General features: G+C 73.2%; 17 protein-coding genes. 5 read left to right on the forward strand and 12 right to left on the reverse strand.

The window, feature by feature from the left end:
* Nucleotides 1–3 precede the first annotated feature (3 nt).
* The 4 genes from AB0A74_RS35810 to AB0A74_RS35825 all read right to left on the reverse strand — a co-directional run bounded on the left by AB0A74_RS35810 (nt 4) and on the right by AB0A74_RS35825 (nt 4,449).
* Nucleotides 4–2,112, reverse strand: coding sequence for a hypothetical protein (locus AB0A74_RS35810; RefSeq protein ID WP_358256641.1), 2,109 nt, complete (start codon nt 2,110–2,112; stop codon nt 4–6).
* Nucleotides 2,075–2,833 carry a protein phosphatase 2C domain-containing protein gene (locus AB0A74_RS35815; protein WP_358256643.1) on the reverse strand — a complete coding sequence of 253 codons (759 nt, stop codon included), beginning with the start codon at nt 2,831–2,833 and terminating at the stop codon, nt 2,075–2,077. The genes AB0A74_RS35810 and AB0A74_RS35815 overlap by 38 nt, the downstream gene beginning before the upstream one ends.
* A complete protein-coding gene (locus AB0A74_RS35820; protein WP_358256645.1) occupies nt 2,830–3,666 on the reverse strand; it encodes a vWA domain-containing protein in 837 nt (278 codons plus the stop codon). Before AB0A74_RS35820 ends, AB0A74_RS35815 begins: the two co-directional genes overlap by 4 nt.
* 105 nt (nt 3,667–3,771) lie before the next feature.
* Complete coding sequence (locus AB0A74_RS35825; RefSeq protein ID WP_358256647.1) at nt 3,772–4,449, reverse strand: hypothetical protein; 678 nt, start codon at nt 4,447–4,449, stop codon at nt 3,772–3,774.
* 140 nt (nt 4,450–4,589) lie between these two features.
* On the opposite strand from AB0A74_RS35825, the gene AB0A74_RS35830 reads away from it, so the two are divergent.
* Nucleotides 4,590–4,982: a VOC family protein gene (locus AB0A74_RS35830; RefSeq protein WP_358256648.1), complete on the forward strand. Its 393-nt coding sequence runs from the start codon at nt 4,590–4,592 to the stop codon at nt 4,980–4,982.
* 49 nt (nt 4,983–5,031) lie between these two features.
* Nucleotides 5,032–5,928, forward strand: a complete 897-nt coding sequence (locus AB0A74_RS35835) for a helix-turn-helix transcriptional regulator (protein ID WP_358256650.1) — start codon at nt 5,032–5,034, stop codon at nt 5,926–5,928.
* A gap of 3 nt (nt 5,929–5,931) precedes the next feature.
* On the opposite strand, the gene AB0A74_RS35840 is transcribed toward AB0A74_RS35835, so the two are convergent.
* The 6 genes from AB0A74_RS35840 to AB0A74_RS35865 all read right to left on the reverse strand — a co-directional run bounded on the left by AB0A74_RS35840 (nt 5,932) and on the right by AB0A74_RS35865 (nt 11,908).
* A complete protein-coding gene (locus AB0A74_RS35840) occupies nt 5,932–6,264 on the reverse strand; it encodes a YnfA family protein (RefSeq protein WP_358256652.1) in 333 nt (110 codons plus the stop codon).
* Entirely contained in the window at nt 6,261–6,668 is a 408-nt protein-coding gene (locus tag AB0A74_RS35845; protein WP_358256670.1) for a heavy metal-responsive transcriptional regulator, read from the reverse strand. The genes AB0A74_RS35840 and AB0A74_RS35845 overlap by 4 nt, the downstream gene beginning before the upstream one ends.
* A gap of 2 nt (nt 6,669–6,670) precedes the next feature.
* Nucleotides 6,671–7,012 (reverse strand): hypothetical protein, encoded by a 342-nt coding sequence (locus tag AB0A74_RS35850; protein ID WP_358256653.1) that lies wholly within the window; start codon nt 7,010–7,012, stop codon nt 6,671–6,673.
* A gap of 87 nt (nt 7,013–7,099) precedes the next feature.
* Nucleotides 7,100–7,951, reverse strand: a complete 852-nt coding sequence (locus tag AB0A74_RS35855) for a trypsin-like serine protease (RefSeq protein WP_358256655.1) — start codon at nt 7,949–7,951, stop codon at nt 7,100–7,102.
* A gap of 97 nt (nt 7,952–8,048) precedes the next feature.
* A complete protein-coding gene (locus tag AB0A74_RS35860) occupies nt 8,049–10,178 on the reverse strand; it encodes an RNA repair domain-containing protein (protein ID WP_358256657.1) in 2,130 nt (709 codons plus the stop codon).
* The gene (locus AB0A74_RS35865) at nt 10,178–11,908 is read right to left on the reverse strand and encodes an RNA ligase family protein (RefSeq protein WP_358256659.1); all 1,731 of its coding nucleotides are present in this window, start codon (nt 11,906–11,908) and stop codon (nt 10,178–10,180) included. The genes AB0A74_RS35860 and AB0A74_RS35865 overlap by 1 nt, the downstream gene beginning before the upstream one ends.
* 134 nt (nt 11,909–12,042) lie before the next feature.
* On the opposite strand from AB0A74_RS35865, the gene AB0A74_RS35870 reads away from it, so the two are divergent.
* Complete coding sequence (locus tag AB0A74_RS35870) at nt 12,043–12,432, forward strand: hypothetical protein (protein WP_358256661.1); 390 nt, start codon at nt 12,043–12,045, stop codon at nt 12,430–12,432.
* 49 nt (nt 12,433–12,481) lie between these two features.
* Here the strand turns inward: AB0A74_RS35870 and AB0A74_RS35875 are convergent, their stop codons facing one another.
* Together AB0A74_RS35875 and AB0A74_RS35880 are read right to left on the reverse strand one after the other, a co-directional pair.
* The gene (locus AB0A74_RS35875) at nt 12,482–12,652 is read right to left on the reverse strand and encodes a hypothetical protein (RefSeq protein WP_358256663.1); all 171 of its coding nucleotides are present in this window, start codon (nt 12,650–12,652) and stop codon (nt 12,482–12,484) included.
* Nucleotides 12,653–12,757: 105 nt separating this feature from the next.
* On the reverse strand, nt 12,758–13,411 hold the full coding sequence (locus tag AB0A74_RS35880; RefSeq protein WP_358256664.1) for a helix-turn-helix domain-containing protein: 654 nt from the start codon (nt 13,409–13,411) through the stop codon (nt 12,758–12,760).
* An 86-nt stretch (nt 13,412–13,497) separates the two neighbouring features.
* Between AB0A74_RS35880 and AB0A74_RS35885 the strand changes: the two genes are divergently transcribed.
* Nucleotides 13,498–14,610: an epoxide hydrolase gene (locus AB0A74_RS35885; RefSeq protein ID WP_358256666.1), complete on the forward strand. Its 1,113-nt coding sequence runs from the start codon at nt 13,498–13,500 to the stop codon at nt 14,608–14,610.
* A 137-nt stretch (nt 14,611–14,747) separates the two neighbouring features.
* Entirely contained in the window at nt 14,748–15,299 is a 552-nt protein-coding gene (locus tag AB0A74_RS35890; RefSeq protein WP_358256668.1) for a carboxymuconolactone decarboxylase family protein, read from the forward strand.
* Nucleotides 15,300–15,374 lie beyond the last annotated feature (75 nt).

A 15,374-nucleotide genomic window follows, 5' to 3' on the forward strand; every position in this document is an offset into this window, starting at 1 on the left:
GCCTCAGCCCCGGCCGGTGATGGTGAAACGCAGGAAGCGCAGGTAGTTCACCGGCCGGAAGGCGTCGGCGCGGGCGGAGGCCCCGGTGGCGGCCCGGTCCGCCCGGTCCAGTGCCCGGGCGGCTTCGGTCAGCTCGCGGTCGTGGGTCGCCCGGGTCCGGGCGAGGGCGGTGTTGGCGGACTTGCGTTCGTCGGCCAGCAGGCTCTGCTCGACGCGCAGGGTTTCCAGCAGGTCGCGCTCGGCGGTCTTCGCCTCCTCCAGGACCCTGGCGCGCCGGTCGTCCAGCGCCGCGCTCTCGGACTCGTAGCGGTCGCGGAACGGTCGGCGGTCGGCGGCGGTCAGGGAGGTGGGGCGGCCGCGGTCGGCTTCCGCCGTGAGCCGTTCCCGCCACTGGTCGAGCCGGGTCGCCGCCGCGGAGTCCACCCCGCCGACGCGCACGCGGCTGCCGTTGGCCAGCACGAACATCGCCACCGGGCGCGACCCGTCCAGGTCGTGGTGCAGGCCGACGAAGTCCGCGGCGGACCGGATGCCGACCGCGTGCAGGTTGGCCACCTGCGCCGGGATGAGCCCCTCGACCGCGGAGGCCACCAGCGTCGCCTTCGCCAACTCCGTCCGCACGTGCTGCTTCTGCCGCAACGCGAGCAGCCGTTGCTCCTCGGCGTGCGCCCGCGCCAGGGCGGCCCGGCGGTCGCGTTCGATCCGGTCGAGCCGGTTCTTGACCTCCTGCCGGTGCGCGGCCAGCCGGGTGTTGTGCCATTGCTGCAGGCCGTGGCGCTTGTCGTCCTGCTCGCGCTTGAGGTTCTCGGCCAGCTCGGCCAGCCGGCGGCCTTCCTCCTCCAGCCGCGCGACCCGCAGGGCGGCCAGCTCCCGCGCGTCCCACAGGCGTCGGCGTTCCTCGCGTGCGGTGAGGGCCCCGCGCCGCTCGGGGGTCCGGTCGTAGGCCTTGGACGTCCACGACATCAGGGCGACGGCGTCCACGGCGGCGACGGCCTCGGGCAGCAACCCCAGGGGCACGCCCAACGGCAGCAACGCCATCAGCGACCACGACGCCAGCGTCCACGCCTTCGGCCGTTCGGCGAACCGCACCAACGGCAGCGGGGCGGGCATGTGCGGTTCGAACCGCTCGGCCATCCACGTCGGCAGGGCGGTGCCCGCCGGAGCGCCGGTGGTGACGGTGTCCAGCGGTCGCAGCGGCGGCGGGGCGGCGCGTTCGTGCAGCAGGACGTCCTCGAACCGCCGGGCCAGCGCGCGCAGGCCGGGGTCGGGGTGGGCGGTCAGGGTGGCCAGCGGGAAGGAGCCCGCCGGGTCGGTGAAGTCGGGCTCGGCGAGCAGCAGGTGTTCGGCGTCCTGGTCGCGCAACTGCCGCCACAGCGCGGGATCGACCGCCAGCGCCACCAGCGACAGGTACACCACCCACGCGGAGAACCGGTCGATCTCGGGGCCGAAGTCGGCGGCCGTGCGGTCGGGCGACTGGTAGTTGCGGTGCCCGGTCTCGGTGGCGGTCATCCCGGCCAGCGCGGGCACGTACATGCCGTCGTAGTCGACCAGCTTCACCACGCCGTCGTCGGTGACCAGGATGTTGCCGTGCTGGAGGTCGCCGTGCCCGACGCCCGCCGCGCGCAGGGCGTCCACCAGGTCGGCGAACCGCCGCGCGACGCCGGCCAGGGCGGCGGGGTCGTCCAGGTTGCGTTCGATCCACCGGATCAGGCCGACGCCCTCGACCCACTCCATCCGCAGCACCGGGTACCAGGAGCCCTCCACGAGCACGCCCCGGTCGACGTACTCGAAGCCGACGATCCAGTTGTCGTCCAGGCCCGCCAGGTGCTCGCCGATTGCGCGGTAGCGGGCGGCCTGCTCGCGCACCTCGCGGGTGAAGCACTTGACCGCGTACCGGGTGCCGTCGGCGACGGTCAGCGAGAAGACGCCCGCGAAGTTGCCGGAGATGACGCGGGGTCGGCCCAGCGCGTCCACCTGGACCTCCGCGCCGGCCAGGTCGGTGTCGCGGAAGCACAGGTCGGTGTTCTGCAACGCGTCGACGTAGGTGGCGCCGGACGGGAACGCGCGGCCCGGCTCGTCATCCGGGGTCCACGTGAACGACGGTGACGTCGTCATTGCGCATCAACCCCTCCCCGCGCACCCGGTCCAGCCAGTCGGCGAACCCGTCGTGGTCGGCCGCGAACCCCTTCAGCACCCGCCAGGGCCGCCCGCCGCGCCCGGTCTCGCGCAGGAACCACTCGGCGACGGCGTCCGTGCAGAGGAGGAACGCGTCACCCGGCCGCGTGCGGCCCGAGGCCGTGCGCACGTGCCGGGCGAGCAGGTCGGTGTCCCGGGTGAACGCGTTGACCAGCGGCGGCGAGTTGTCGAAGTCCTCCGGGCGGTCGAGCGGGAAGGCGTGTTCCAGGCGGTCGTCGCGGACCTGGAACAGGCAGCTGTCGCCCAGCGCGGCGGCGTCCCACCGGTCGGCGGCGAACCGGGCGGCCAGGACGGTGGCGTGCGGGCCGCGGTCGAGCTTGGGTTGCTCGTACCAGGCGATCGGGCGGCCGTCCGCCTCGCGCGCGGCGACGTAGTCGGCCAGCCAGGTCTGCCAGGCGCGGCCGGCGTCGGCGAGCGCGGCGGCGAAGCGGTCGGGGCCTTGGAGCACTCCCGCGTCCTTGCCGGCGTGTTCGAGGAGCACGGCCGTGAGCAGGTCGGCCCACTCCCCCGCGAGCAGGCTCTCCGACGCGCCGTCCGCCACCGCCGCGAGCAGGGTCCCGGCTCCGGTGACGCGGCCGGCGTCCTCGCACTCGCGCTCGGTGTTGCCGCGCTTGGGGGCGCGGAGGGTGAACGCGGTCAACGCAGTTCCGTCGCCCGGGTGCCGATGTCGAGGAACTGCACGACCGAGGTGATGTCGGCGTTGTAGACGAACCCGCGGGCCATGTCACCGGCCGGCATGCCTTGCTGGAGCGCGTAGAAGCGCATGTGCTGCGGCAGCAGGCTCGACATGCCGAACAGGGTGCGCGCGTAGGGGTCGGGCAGGGCGACGTCGGTGTCGGGGAAGGTCACCGGGACGGCGTTCGCGGCCGAGACGTGCAGGTTGAACAGCAGTGCCGCGCCGTCGGCGGTGACGTGGGTCTGGACGGCCCAGGCGGCGCTGGCGGGGTCGCCGTCGGTGGACTCGCCGTCGGTCAGGTTGAGCACGATGGGCGGGAAGCAGTCGGGGTGGCGGGCGACCCAATCGGCGACCAGCGTCTCGGCCAGGCCCAGCGCGCGGCACATCGGCGTGCCGCCGTTGGCGACCGGGTCCACCCACACGGGGAAGCTGGTCGTGGTCTCCACCAGCCCGCCCGCGCCGTCGGGCACCTTCTTGACCCGCTTCTCCACCCGCGCGGGCTGGTCGGCGACCTGGCTGAGCGGCACGAGGTCGCGCCCGGCCAGCGGCCCGGTGAACGCGGAGCCGACGGTGTAGCCGTACCCGAGGACGGCGACGTGGAAGTAGTCGCGGACCCCTTCCTCCTTGGCGCACTTCACGCTCAACTCGGCGAGCAACCGGTTGATGGCGTCGGCCACGACCTCGGCCTTCCGCTGCCGCGCCCCGCCGCCGATCGGGTCGTTCATCGACGCCGACTGGTCGACCAGGAACACGAAGCAGGACGGGTTGGCCCGACTGATCTCGGCCGAATAGGTCACGAAGCTCCCCCTTGCGCGCTCACCCCAGGACTGTCCGGGCCGACGCCCTGCACCGGCACCGTCCGAACATCATGCCAATTCCACGCGGCCCGGTGGTGCGGCGTGCTACTCCTTCGCGTGGAAGCCGGAGATCAACCGCTGCGGCATGCTGACCTCCCGTTCCGCACAACCGGGGTCCACGACCGTGAACTTCGCGGGATCGGTGACCATGTCGTCTTCGCCGTCCGCGACCACCGTGATCCGCGCTCGGACCGCGGCTTCGCAGAGGTCCGTGAGGACGTTCGCGCCTTCCCTGGTCAGCACGACCTGGAAGGCGGCTTCCCGGTCGTACTCGGGTGCCAGGGCGGTCGTCGCGCCCGCCAACACGAGACCGAACCCGGCCAACTTCAGCCCTTGATTTGCGCGACAGCGCACTCGCCACGCTTCCTCCGCCGCACGGTCGAGGTGCAGGTTGACCTCCTCCTCTTGGCTGAGGTCTGGTTGGTGTTCGATCCCCGGCGGGCGGGTTGCGGATGCCATGATGAACAGGCTCACGGACAAACCCAGAACCACCAACGCGACCACCCCGAGCATGAGCAACCACAGCGGCTCCGCCAAGAGGTCCAGCCCGCCGACCGCGGCCCCGAACGCGACGACCGCGGCGCCCACGATCCCGACGCCCAGCTGGGCGTGCGTCCGCGCCCGGTCCGGCGCGGCGAGTTCACGCTTGTGGATCTCGTCCATCACCTTGCCGATGTCCTCGGCGAACATCATGCGGGTTCTTCCCGACGGACTGCGCGTCATGTGAATCGACCTCCTGCTCGCGAAGCGCGTCTGTGCTGGTCCATTCGGACGCAGTCGACCGCCGTTAGCGCGACCAGCGGCACACGGGCCTTTCGCCTCTACTTCGCCACTCGAACGAGCTACCCGACTAGGCTCCGCGGGTGCGAGTCGATCTGATCACCGTCGTCGTGGCCGACTACGACCCCGCCATCGAGTTCTTCACGCAGGTCCTCGGGTTCGAGTTGGTGGACGACTCGCCCTCCCTGACCAACGACGGCCGGCCCAAGCGGTGGGTGGTGGTTCGGCCGCCCGGGGCCGAGACCGGGATCCTGCTCGCGCGGGCCGATGGCCCGCGGCAGGACGAGGTGGTCGGGGACCAGGTCGCCGGGCGGGTCGGGTTCTTCCTGCGGGTGGACGACTTCGAGGCCGCCCACGCGCGGATGGTCGCGGCCGGGGTGGAGTTCCTCACCGAGCCGCGCACCGAGGAGTACGGGCGGATCGTCGTCTTCCGGGACATCGCCGGGAACAAGTGGGACCTGCTCGGCCCGGCTTGACCGGTTCCGCACGGCGACGGCTCGGTTACGCTCCCCGCGGGAGGAGACCGTGGGCGTCGAGGCTGGGACAGCAGGGTTCGGGGCGGCGGGGTTCGGGGCGGCGTTGCGGGCCGCGATCGGGCGCAGCGGGCTCACGTTGGACGAGGTCAGCCGGCGGTTGCGGGAGCGCGGGACGCCGATCAGCGTCAGTTCGCTGAGCTACTGGCAGAACGGCGACAGCCGGCCGCGGGCCGCGTCGCTGCCGGCCGTGGCCGCGTTGGAGGAGATCCTCGGCGAACCGTTGACCGGCCTGCTCGTCCCCCGCCCGCGCCCGACCCGCCCCGGGCCACGCGTCGCCCACGACCTGGTGATGCGCCGCCCGGAGACGGTGGCCCGCGCGCTGGCCAAGCTGGACGCGACCCCCGACGACCTGGACAGCCCGCACCGGCTCTCGCAGTACCTGTCCTACCGGGTGGACGCGACCGGGCGCGAGGAGTCGATGCGGGTGCGCCGGATCGTGCGCGCCGACCACGACGGCACGACGCGGTTCCTGTTCGTGTCCCGGGGTTCCAGCATGTCGCACCCGCCCGCGGTCACCCACGCCGTCGGCTGCCGGCCGGGCCGGTTCCGGGCCGACGTGCCGTCCGCGACGTGCGCGTTCGAGTTCCTGCTCGACCAGCCGCTCAACGCGGGCGAGTTGGCCTACGTCGAGTTCGGCCTGCGCCTGCCACCCGACCACGCGGCCCGCCACACGCAACTGGCCATCGTCCGCCCGGGCCGCGAGATCGCGATCCACGTGACCTTCGCGGGCGACCGCCTCCCCCGCGCCTGCCACGGCTACTTCCAACCCCGCAGCGGCCTGCCGGTCCAACGGCGGGTGCAGTTCGACGGACCGACCCGGACCTACCAGTTCGTGGCGCTGGACCCCGAGCCGGGCCAGTACGGCATCGGCTGGACCTGGGACTGACGACTAGGTCCGCGGGGCGTACATGATCACCGCCACGCCGACCAGGCGGATGGCCGCGCCGAGGTAGTCCCAGCGGTCCGGGTGGAACTTGTCCACCAGTACGCCCCACGCCAGCGAGCCGGCGACGAACACGCCGCCGTACGCGGCCAGGATGCGGCCGAAGTGGGCGTCGGGCTGGAAGGTGGCCACGAAGCCGTACGCGCCCAGCGACAGCACGCCCGCGGCGATCCACAGCAGCCCGCGGTGCTCCCGGAGTCCCTGCCAGACCAGCCACGCGCCCCCGATCTCGGCCAGGGCCGCCAGGACGAACAGGACTACCGAGCGCAGGACGGTCATCCGGGTGACGGTAGTGCGGGGTCGGCCGGTTCGTTGAACGGCAGCGGGCAGCGGGGGCTGTGGGCGCAGGCGATCAGGTCGTCGCACCCGGCGTCCACGGCTTCGCGCAGGGTGTTGCTCATGGTGGTCAGGTCGGCGATCTTCGCCTCCACCTCGGCGAGCTTGGCCGCGGCCTTGCCACGCAGGCCGCCTCGTCGCAGCTCCAGCAACTCGGCGATCTCCCCGAGGCTGAACCCCAACCGCTGCGCGGCCTTGATGACCCGGAGCGCGACCAGGGCCTCCGGCGGGTACAGCCGGTGCCCGCCCAACGTCCGTTCGGCGGGCGTGAGCAGCCCGATGCGCTCGTAGTACCGCAACGTCTGCGGGTTGACCCCGGCCGCCTGCGCCAACTGCCCGCTCCGCATGGTCACGACACGGCCTCAGCCCTGGCCGCCAACGCCTCCAACACCGCTTGTCGGCCCCGGGGAACCGTGATGTCGAGGCTCAACCCGCCACCGGTCACGTCGAGGGCGAAGGTGAAGAACGAACAACACGCCGTCTCCCGCACGGCCAGGTCGGCGGCTCGGGCGGCGACCTGCGGTTCGGGGGTCAGGCTCAGGCGCACGGTGGTCGGGCCGACCCTGGTCACCGAGCGCAGCGCGGCGGCGAACAGGTCGTCGAACTCGCGTTCGCGCAGCGGCTGCTCGGCGGTGGGCAGGGTGCAGGCGTCGGCGGGCAGCGGCGTCCAGGAAGGTGCTTCCACGTCCATGTTCCGACGGTAACCCTGTACCGGGGTACCGGGTGCAAGTGCGACCGCCGTCCGGTCCGCTGCGGGCCCGGACGGCGGTCGGTGGGGTCAGGGCAGGGTGACGAACGGCTTCAGGAACGACCGGGCCGACGGGGTGTCGAGGCGGTAGACGACGTTGGTGGCGTAGCACGGCGCGTCGCCGGTGATGGTGGTCGCCACCAGGGTGCGGGTGCCGTCGAGGGTGGCGAAGTTCGGGCCGCCCGAGTCGCCGTAGCAGGCGCCGCCGTAGCCCTGGGACTCGATCATCGACAGGCGCAACCACGTGGCATTCAGCGCGTTGAAGCCCAGCGGGGCCTTCATGCGCACGCCGCCGCCCGGGTGGGTGTGGCCGCCGGGGCCGCGGGCGGCTTCCTCGGTGCCGTAGCCGACGACCGAGTACTCGGCGGCGTTCAGGCCCTGCGGTCCGAGGGCGTCGAGCTTGCCCGCCGTGGGCAGGGTGGCCGGGGTGAACGACCAGCGCGCCGCCATCTGCCTGGCGGACACCTCGACCACGGCGATGTCGTGCGAGTCGGCGGAGTTGCCCGGGTACGCGGGGTCGTTGTGCGCCACACCGGGGACGCCGACCGCCGCCGCCTTCTGCGCGGGCGTGCCGGGGGCGGCGTCCAGGGCGGACTGCACGTCCTGGAGCAGGGACACGTAGAACTTCACGTTCGACGGCCAGTCGGTGGTGCAGTGGGCGGCGGTGAGGAAGGTGTCGCGATCGACCATCGTCCCGCTGCACACCCAGTCCACGCGGTCCGGCGTGGCCGGGTCGCCGTCGTTGTCCCAGGTGGCGACCAGCGCGCCGACCTCGGTGCGCTCCGGCGCGGGGGTGGCGTTGTAGGTGTTGATCGCGGAGGCGGGTGTGGCGGTCACTGCGGCGAACGCGACCACGGCTGCGGCCACGGTTGCTGTGCGCATGGGCACTCCCTTGCTGCGTGCGGCGTAAGAGCGCGATTCAACCCCTCCCGCGCCGACCGCGACACCCTCCTACCAGCGTTCACAGATACCAGCCGGTTCACAGGGCCGGCACGGTGTCGGCCCATTCGACGGTCACGCCCGGCGCGGTCCAGTGCCGGGTGAGTTCGTGCAGTTCGGCGCGGTCCGGCGGGGTCGGGCCGAGGCCGATCGCGTACCGGGCGAAGCCCTCGCCGGTCGCGACCGGGTGCGGCCAGGCGTGGACCTCCCGGACCTCCGCCAACGCCGCGAGCAGGCCGCGCATGCGACCCCGCACGCGCCCCACCGCCGCCTCCAGGTCCGCCGCCCGGACCTCCACCACCGCCCACGCCGCATGCCGCCACCGCAGGGGCGGCGCGGACGCCCACGGGTCGCCGCCCGCCCGCACGACCTCCCACGCCTCGTACAACTCCTGCGTCAGCAAGTCCCGCATCCCCTCGCCCACCTGCTCGCTGCACAAGCGATGAGGAGCGGACGGCGTCACGACGGACACGGCAGCACAAGCGTCCACAGTGGACCCGAAAGTGACCTGCCGACGCCAGTCCCACGCCGCCCACGAGCCGAAGAAGTGCGCCAGCAGGTCACGCCCTTCCAACTCGGTCTCCGCGACGGTGATCGCGGCCATCACGGCCCACGCCAAGCCCGGCAAACCGCCATGCGGGGCCGAATCGAGACCACGGACGCGAGCCCACGCCTTCACGCGCAACGCCAACCACTCGAAGTCCGCCCGCCGCGAACCCACATGAGCCGACACCGCGTCGGCGTCACTCACCGCGCTCAACGCCACCGCCGCCGAAAGCCCCAACTCCTCCCGCCGACCCACGGCCTCACCGGGCGCCAGCCCGCCGCTGCCCACCAGCACCAGATCGACACCCACCCCGTCAACCCGCATGCGCAGCCCCGGCACCCGCGCGCCCACCACGGACCGGACCCCGGTCGCCCCCGGCACCACGACCCGTCCCGGCACGGCCACGCCCGGCACCACCGCGACCAGGTCCAGGTCGGCACCCGCCGGCGCACACCCCATCCGACGCGACCCCACGACGTGCACGACACCACCGGGCAACGCGGACGCCACCCGTTCGACAACGCCGCTCACGTCCGCCGCCGGCGCGACGCTCGCCAACCCGGACTCCCCGACCTCGACGTCCACCTCCACGCCGTAGTGGTCGGACACGAACACCGACGTGCCGCGCAATTCCGCCCGCCGCGCCCGCAGCCCGCGCAGGAACACCCGGTCCAACCGCGCCGCCCGCCCGGTCAGCGAGGACACCGCCGCCAACGGGTTCGCCACCGGGTCGAACGTCGGCGTGTCGTCGCCGCGCGCCTCCGTCCACGCGTCCCGCACCCCCAGCACCCGGCCGGGAACGTCGGTGCCGTCGTTGAAGTCGCCCATGACCACCAGCGGGCAGTCCACTTCGGACAGCACTTCGGCCAGGTCCGCCAACTCCGCCGCCCGACGCGCACCCCGCTCGGTGTGGTCGCTGGTCAGGTGGGTGGACGCCACCACCACCGGCCCGGCGGCCGTCTCGACCACCAGCGCCGTCAACGCCTTGTGCGGCCCCAGCGCGTGCCGGCCGACCTCCAGCACCGGGACCCGGCTGAGCAGCACCAGACCGCAGTCGTCCACCGAGCGGTCCACCACGTCCACCGCGTACCGCTCCCGCACCCACGGCTGGGCCAACAGCAGCGCCAGCAGGTCCCACTCGACCTCCTGCAACGCGATCACGTCCGCGTCGGCCCGCGCCAACTCCGCCACCAGCGCCGGACGGCGACCGGCGGTGTCGATCCGGTCGCTGTCGTACCGGTCCCACAGCGTGTTCCAGGTCAGGACCCGCAGCCCCGACGACACGTCACCGGTACGGCGATCGCCGGCGCTCCACCGCCCGCCGTCCCACGAGAAGGGTTGCGACACCGTGAAGTGCGGCGCGCGCAGCCGACGCGGCGCACGCGCCAGCCCCAGCCCCGACGCGTCCAACCGGTCGAGGCCCGTCGCCCGGTCCCAGACCACCTCGCCGTCCGCCTCGACGAACAGCACCCGGTGCCACGGCACGTCCCCGCCGGGCACGAACGACGGCAGCGGCACCCGCTCCGGCGCGGCCCCGCGCACGGCGACCCCGAGCACGAACCGCGCCGGGTCGAACCGCGCGTCCCACCGCACCCGGTGGTAGACCTGCTCGCTGGTGCGCATCACGCCTCCCCGTCCAGTGCCCCGGCCACGTCGGCGACGGCCCCGTCCCGCCCGACGTACCAGGTCCGGTGCGCCTCGCCCGCGCACGGCGGCGAGAACCGCGCCAACTGCGCGGCCACCACCTCGGCGGGCACCCGGTGCTCCCGCGCGGCGTTGCGCCGCGCCACCGTTTCCTCGTCCACGACCAGCACCGCGTGCGTGACCAACGCGCCGTGCCGGTCCGCCACGTCCAGCACGACCGCGCGCTGCCGCCGGTCCAACGACGTCGCGTCCCACACCACCGACGCCCCGCGCGCCAGCGCCTCGTCCAGCCGGCGCAGGCCCGTCCGCAGCACCTCGCCGTTCGCCCGCTGGTCGGACCGCGAGCCGCGGGCCTCGCGCAGGTCGTCCAGCGACACCACCTCGACCCCGGGCAACGTCCGCGCGAACGTGCTCTTGCCCGCCCCCGCCGGCCCCGACAGGACGATCAGGCGCGGGAACCCGCCGGCGCGCCACCGCCACGTCGCCGCGACCGCCTCCTCCGCCGTGGTCACGCGGCCCGCGCCGAACGCCTCCCGGGCGTGGGCCCAACACCGGTCCCCCACCTCGGCGTCGAAGCCCGCCAACGCCTCGCGCAACCCGGACCGCAGGTGCCCCAACGGGTCCTCGCCGAGCAACCCGGCCTCTTCGGCGTGCAGCGCGGACCACGCGACCTGGTCCCGCTCCTCGGTCTCCGAAGCGACCGCCGCCGCGACCGCGTGCAGCACACCCAGATCGGCGGCGACGCTCAGGCGCACCAGTCCCGCCCGGCGCTCGGCGTCCGGGATACCGCGGTGCAGCAAGCGGTGCAGGGCGACCACGTCCGCGACCCGCCGCGCCAGTGGCACGCCCAGCGGCCCGGCCAACCGGAGCAGCGGGCGCGGCACCCGGTGCAGCAGCGTCGCGAGCACCCCGACCAACCGCGCGTCCCCACGCCGATCCGCGAGGTCCAGCCGCGCCAACGCTTCCGCCCCGCCGGCCGCCACCGCGCCGGCCGCCGCACCCGAACCCTCAGCCGAGCCCGCCATCCCGACCGCCGCGAGCAGAGCGGGCACGTCCACCGGCAGGCCCGCGCGCACGTCCCACAACGCCCCCGCCGCGCCCCGCCCGTTGGGCACGACCGGCGCGGACATCCAGTGCCGGTCGGTCCGCACGTGCCCGGCCCGCACCCACTTGGCCACGCGGCCGGGGAACTCGGCCCGGTCGAACCCGTCGACCGTGCGCACCACGTACCCCTCCTGGCGCGAGGGGTCCAGCCGCAGCGCCCGCAGCGCGCGTTCGTCGAACACCCCGCGCCACAGCACCGGCGGCACCGGCACGCCGAGCCGCCGCGTGAACCGGACCGTCTCGTCCCAGTCCAGGCACCGGTCCCCCGCCCACACCGAGAACGCGTAGAACCAGCTGTCCAGGTCGTCGTAGGCGAGGGAGTGCCGCGCGTACAGGTTCTCCCCGCACACCCGCCACCCCACCGGGATCAGGCCGGACACGGCCCCGTGCAACGCCTTGACCCACGCCCGCGACGGGTGGTGCGCCGAGTCCAGTGATCGCGCGTGCAACCCGTCCCGGTACAGCGTGGTGTTCTCGCCGTCGAGCTTCCCGGTCACCACGACCTCGCGACCCACCAGCCCGGACAGGTCGGCCAACCGCACGTCGTCGGCCGTCGCGCCCGGCGACCACGGCAGGTGCGACGTCCGCGGATAGCGCACCCACATGATCCCGTTCCCTCCGACCGACGCGACGGGATCGTAGGAGCAGGACCGAAGCGGTTACCAACCAATTCCGCACCACTTGCCCGCCGCCTGCCACCATGATGGATCAGCGAGACCCTTTGAACGGAAGGCTGCCCATGACGACCACTTCGTCCCAGAGGAGCACCGGCCGCAAGTTGGCCCGGTTCGTGGGGCACTACCTGGAGATGGTCGTCGCCATGCTGGTCGGCATGATGGTGCTCGGCATGCTGTGGCCGGCGTCGTGGACCGCGCGGGTCGAGGTCGGGGCGCTGCTGATGGCCACCGACATGACCGTCGCGATGGCGCTGTGGATGCGCATCCGCAAGCACTCGTGGCCGCGCATCCTGGAGATGTCCGCGGCGATGTACCTGCCGTTCGTGGCGCTGTTCGTGCCGTACTGGATGGGCGTGATGTCCGGCGACGCGCTGATGGTCGCGGCGCACGTGATCATGTTCCCGCTGATGCTGGTCGCCATGCTGTGGCGGCGCGCGGACTACTGGCACTAGGGCGGGGCTCGCGGGAGGCCTCGGACCGAGGGCCTCCCGCGCCGGCGCGTCAGCCGCCGATGCCGCCGAGCAGCGGGCCCACCAGGGCGGCGACCGGGCCGAGCAGGCCGGCCGGGCCGCCGGCGCCGGTCAGGCCGCCCGCGGGGGCCGCGGTGGCGACCGGCGCGGTGAGGACGAGGGCGGCGGCCGTCGCGGCGACGAGCTTGCCAAGAGTGCGCATCAAGTACTCCGAACCGTGGTTGCGTTCCCGGACAACCGTGGATGCTGGCCCGACCCCGCCGGGTCCGCGACCCGAGTCCGTCAGGTCAACACTTCCGTGTGACGATCAGTCCGCCGCGGACGTCCGCGGCTGCCAGCGCCAGGCGAAGTCGCCGGAGTGCGGCGGCGGGCCGGGCAGCTCCACGCCGCCGTCGTGGCCCAGGCTCTCGACCATCATCGCCAGCACGCGGCGACGCAGCTCGCGGGTGCGCTCGACGTCCGGGACGCGGATTGCGGCACAGCTCTCCAGCACCAGGCCCAGGTCCTCCACCACGGCGTCGGGGCGCAGCCGACCCGCCTCCCGCGCGCGGTCCACCACGGCCCGCGCCAGGCGGGCGGCGCGCTGGGAGTCCTCGAACATCTCCGGCGTCGGGGTGAACGTGCCGGCCAGGTGCACGGTCAGGGAGTGCACGTCCGCCTCGACCACGCGGTCGAGGAACCCGGCGAACGCGGTCCAGGCGTCGGGCTGCTCCAGCGCCGCCTCGGCCTCGGCGATGTAGCGGCGCAGGCCGTCGTGGCACAGCTTGCGCAGCATGTCCTCCTTGCCCGGGTAGCGGCGGTAGAGGGCGCTGATGCCCACGCCGGCGCGCTTGGCCACGGCGGCGATGGGCGCCTTCGGGTCGGCCATGAAGACCTCGCGCGCCGCGTCGAGGATGACCTGGTCGTTCTGCGCGGCCTGGCGGCGGCGACCGGCGAGGCCGGTTTCAGCGGGTGACGACATGGTCACGAGAATAACACTTGGAACGGATCGTTCCGCTCTGCTATAGTAAAACGGAACAAAGCGTTCCGTTCCGAAGGAGACAGGCCATGACGAACACCGCGATCCGCCCCTTCCGCGTCGAGGTCCCCCAGGCGAAGCTGGACGACCTGGCCGACCGCCTGCGCCGGGCGCTGTGGCCGTCGGAGCTGCCCGGGGTCGGCGACGCGTACGGCGTGCCCGGCGACCGCGTCCGCTCGCTGGCGCGGCACTGGCTGGAGGAGTTCGACTGGCGGGCCTTCGAGGCGAAGCTGAACGCGTTCCCGCAGTTCGTCACGGAGATCGACGGCGAGGACATCCACTTCCTGCACGTCCGCTCGTCCCGCCCGGACGCGACGCCGCTGGTCCTGACCCACGGCTGGCCCGGTTCGCTGGTGGAGTACCTGGACGTCATCGCGCCGCTCACCGAGCCCGCGGCCGACGAGCCCGCGTTCCACGTGGTCGTCCCGTCGCTGCCGGGCTTCGGCTTCTCCGGCCCGACCCGCAGCACCGGGTGGAACCGGTTCCGCACCGCGGCGGCGTGGGTCGAGCTGATGCACCGCCTGGGTTACGAGCGCTACGGCGCGGTCGGCAACGACGGCGGCTCGATGGTCTCCCCCGAGATGGGCCGCCTCGACCCGGACGGCGTGATCGGCGTGCACGTCACGCAGGTGTTCTCGTTCCCGTCGGGTGACCCGGCCGAGTTCGCCGACCTCAGCGAGGCGGACATGGCCGCGCTCCAGCACCTCCAGTGGTTCATGGACAACAAGTTCTCGTTCAACCAGCTGCACAGCCAGCAGCCGCAGACCCTGGCCTACGCCATCACCGACTCCCCCATCGGCCTGCTCGCCTGGAACGCGCAACTGTTCGACGAGACCCTCGACGCGGAGTTCGTGGTCGCGAACGTGGCCCTGTACTGGCTGACCGGCACGGCCGGGTCCGCGATCCGCTTCTACTACGAGGACGCGCACGCCGGCGAGCACCCGACCGGGCCGACCACCACCCCTCTCGGCCTGGCGATGTTCGCGGGCGACTTCCAGTCCATCCGCCGCTTCGCCGACCGCGACCACAAGAACATCGTCAGCTGGAACTCCTACGACGGCGCGGGCGGCCACTACGCGGCGCACGCGGCCACGGACACCCTGGTCGCCGACATCCGCCGGTTCTACGCGCAGCTCGTCTGATCACCCGCGAAGGGGCCGGTCACCACGACCGGCCCTTTCGGCGTGCGTGCGGGGTTGGCACGTTGCGTGGATGATCGTGACGTCGCTATCTTGAAATGGTCGTTCCAGGATAGCGAGGCCCCAGGAGGTCGCCCGAGATGGCGGAGTTCACCCTGCACGACGAGACCACGGCCCCCGAGGAGTCCCGCCCGCACTTGGTGGCGGCCAAGAAGCGCATGGGTTTCGTGACGACGTTGAACGCGGTGATGGCCGAGTCCCCGGAGTTGCTCGCCGGGTACAACGCGCTGGCCGAGCAGTTCACCAAGTCGTCCCTGCCGGGGCCGGCGAAGCACGTCGTGTGGATCACGGCGAGTGTCGTCAACGGCTGCGAGTACTGCGTGGCGGCGCACTCCACGGTCGCGTTGAAGAACGGTGTGGACGCGGCGGTGGTGGAGGCGTTGCGGGCGGGCAAGCCGTTGGCGGACGGGGGTTTGGAGGCGGTGCGGGCGCTGACGGAGTCGATGGTCGCCGACCGCGGGTGGGTGTCCGACGAGCAGGTCGAGAGTTTCCTGGCGGCGGGCTACACGCGGCGGCACGTGCTGGACGTGGTGCTGGGCGTGGGCATGAAGACGCTGTCCAACTACACCAACCACATCGCCCACACCCCACTCGACGCGGCCTGGGCGGACCAGACCTGGACCCGCGACTGAACGTGCCGAGGCGGCGCGGGCGACGGCTCGCGGGCGGCGGCGGCTCGGGGGCGGCGGCTCGGGGGGCGGCGGCAG

Origin of the sequence: Saccharothrix sp. NPDC042600 (genome assembly GCF_040647305.1) — a bacterium.
Classification (GTDB): domain Bacteria; phylum Actinomycetota; class Actinomycetes; order Mycobacteriales; family Pseudonocardiaceae; genus Actinosynnema; species Actinosynnema mutabilis.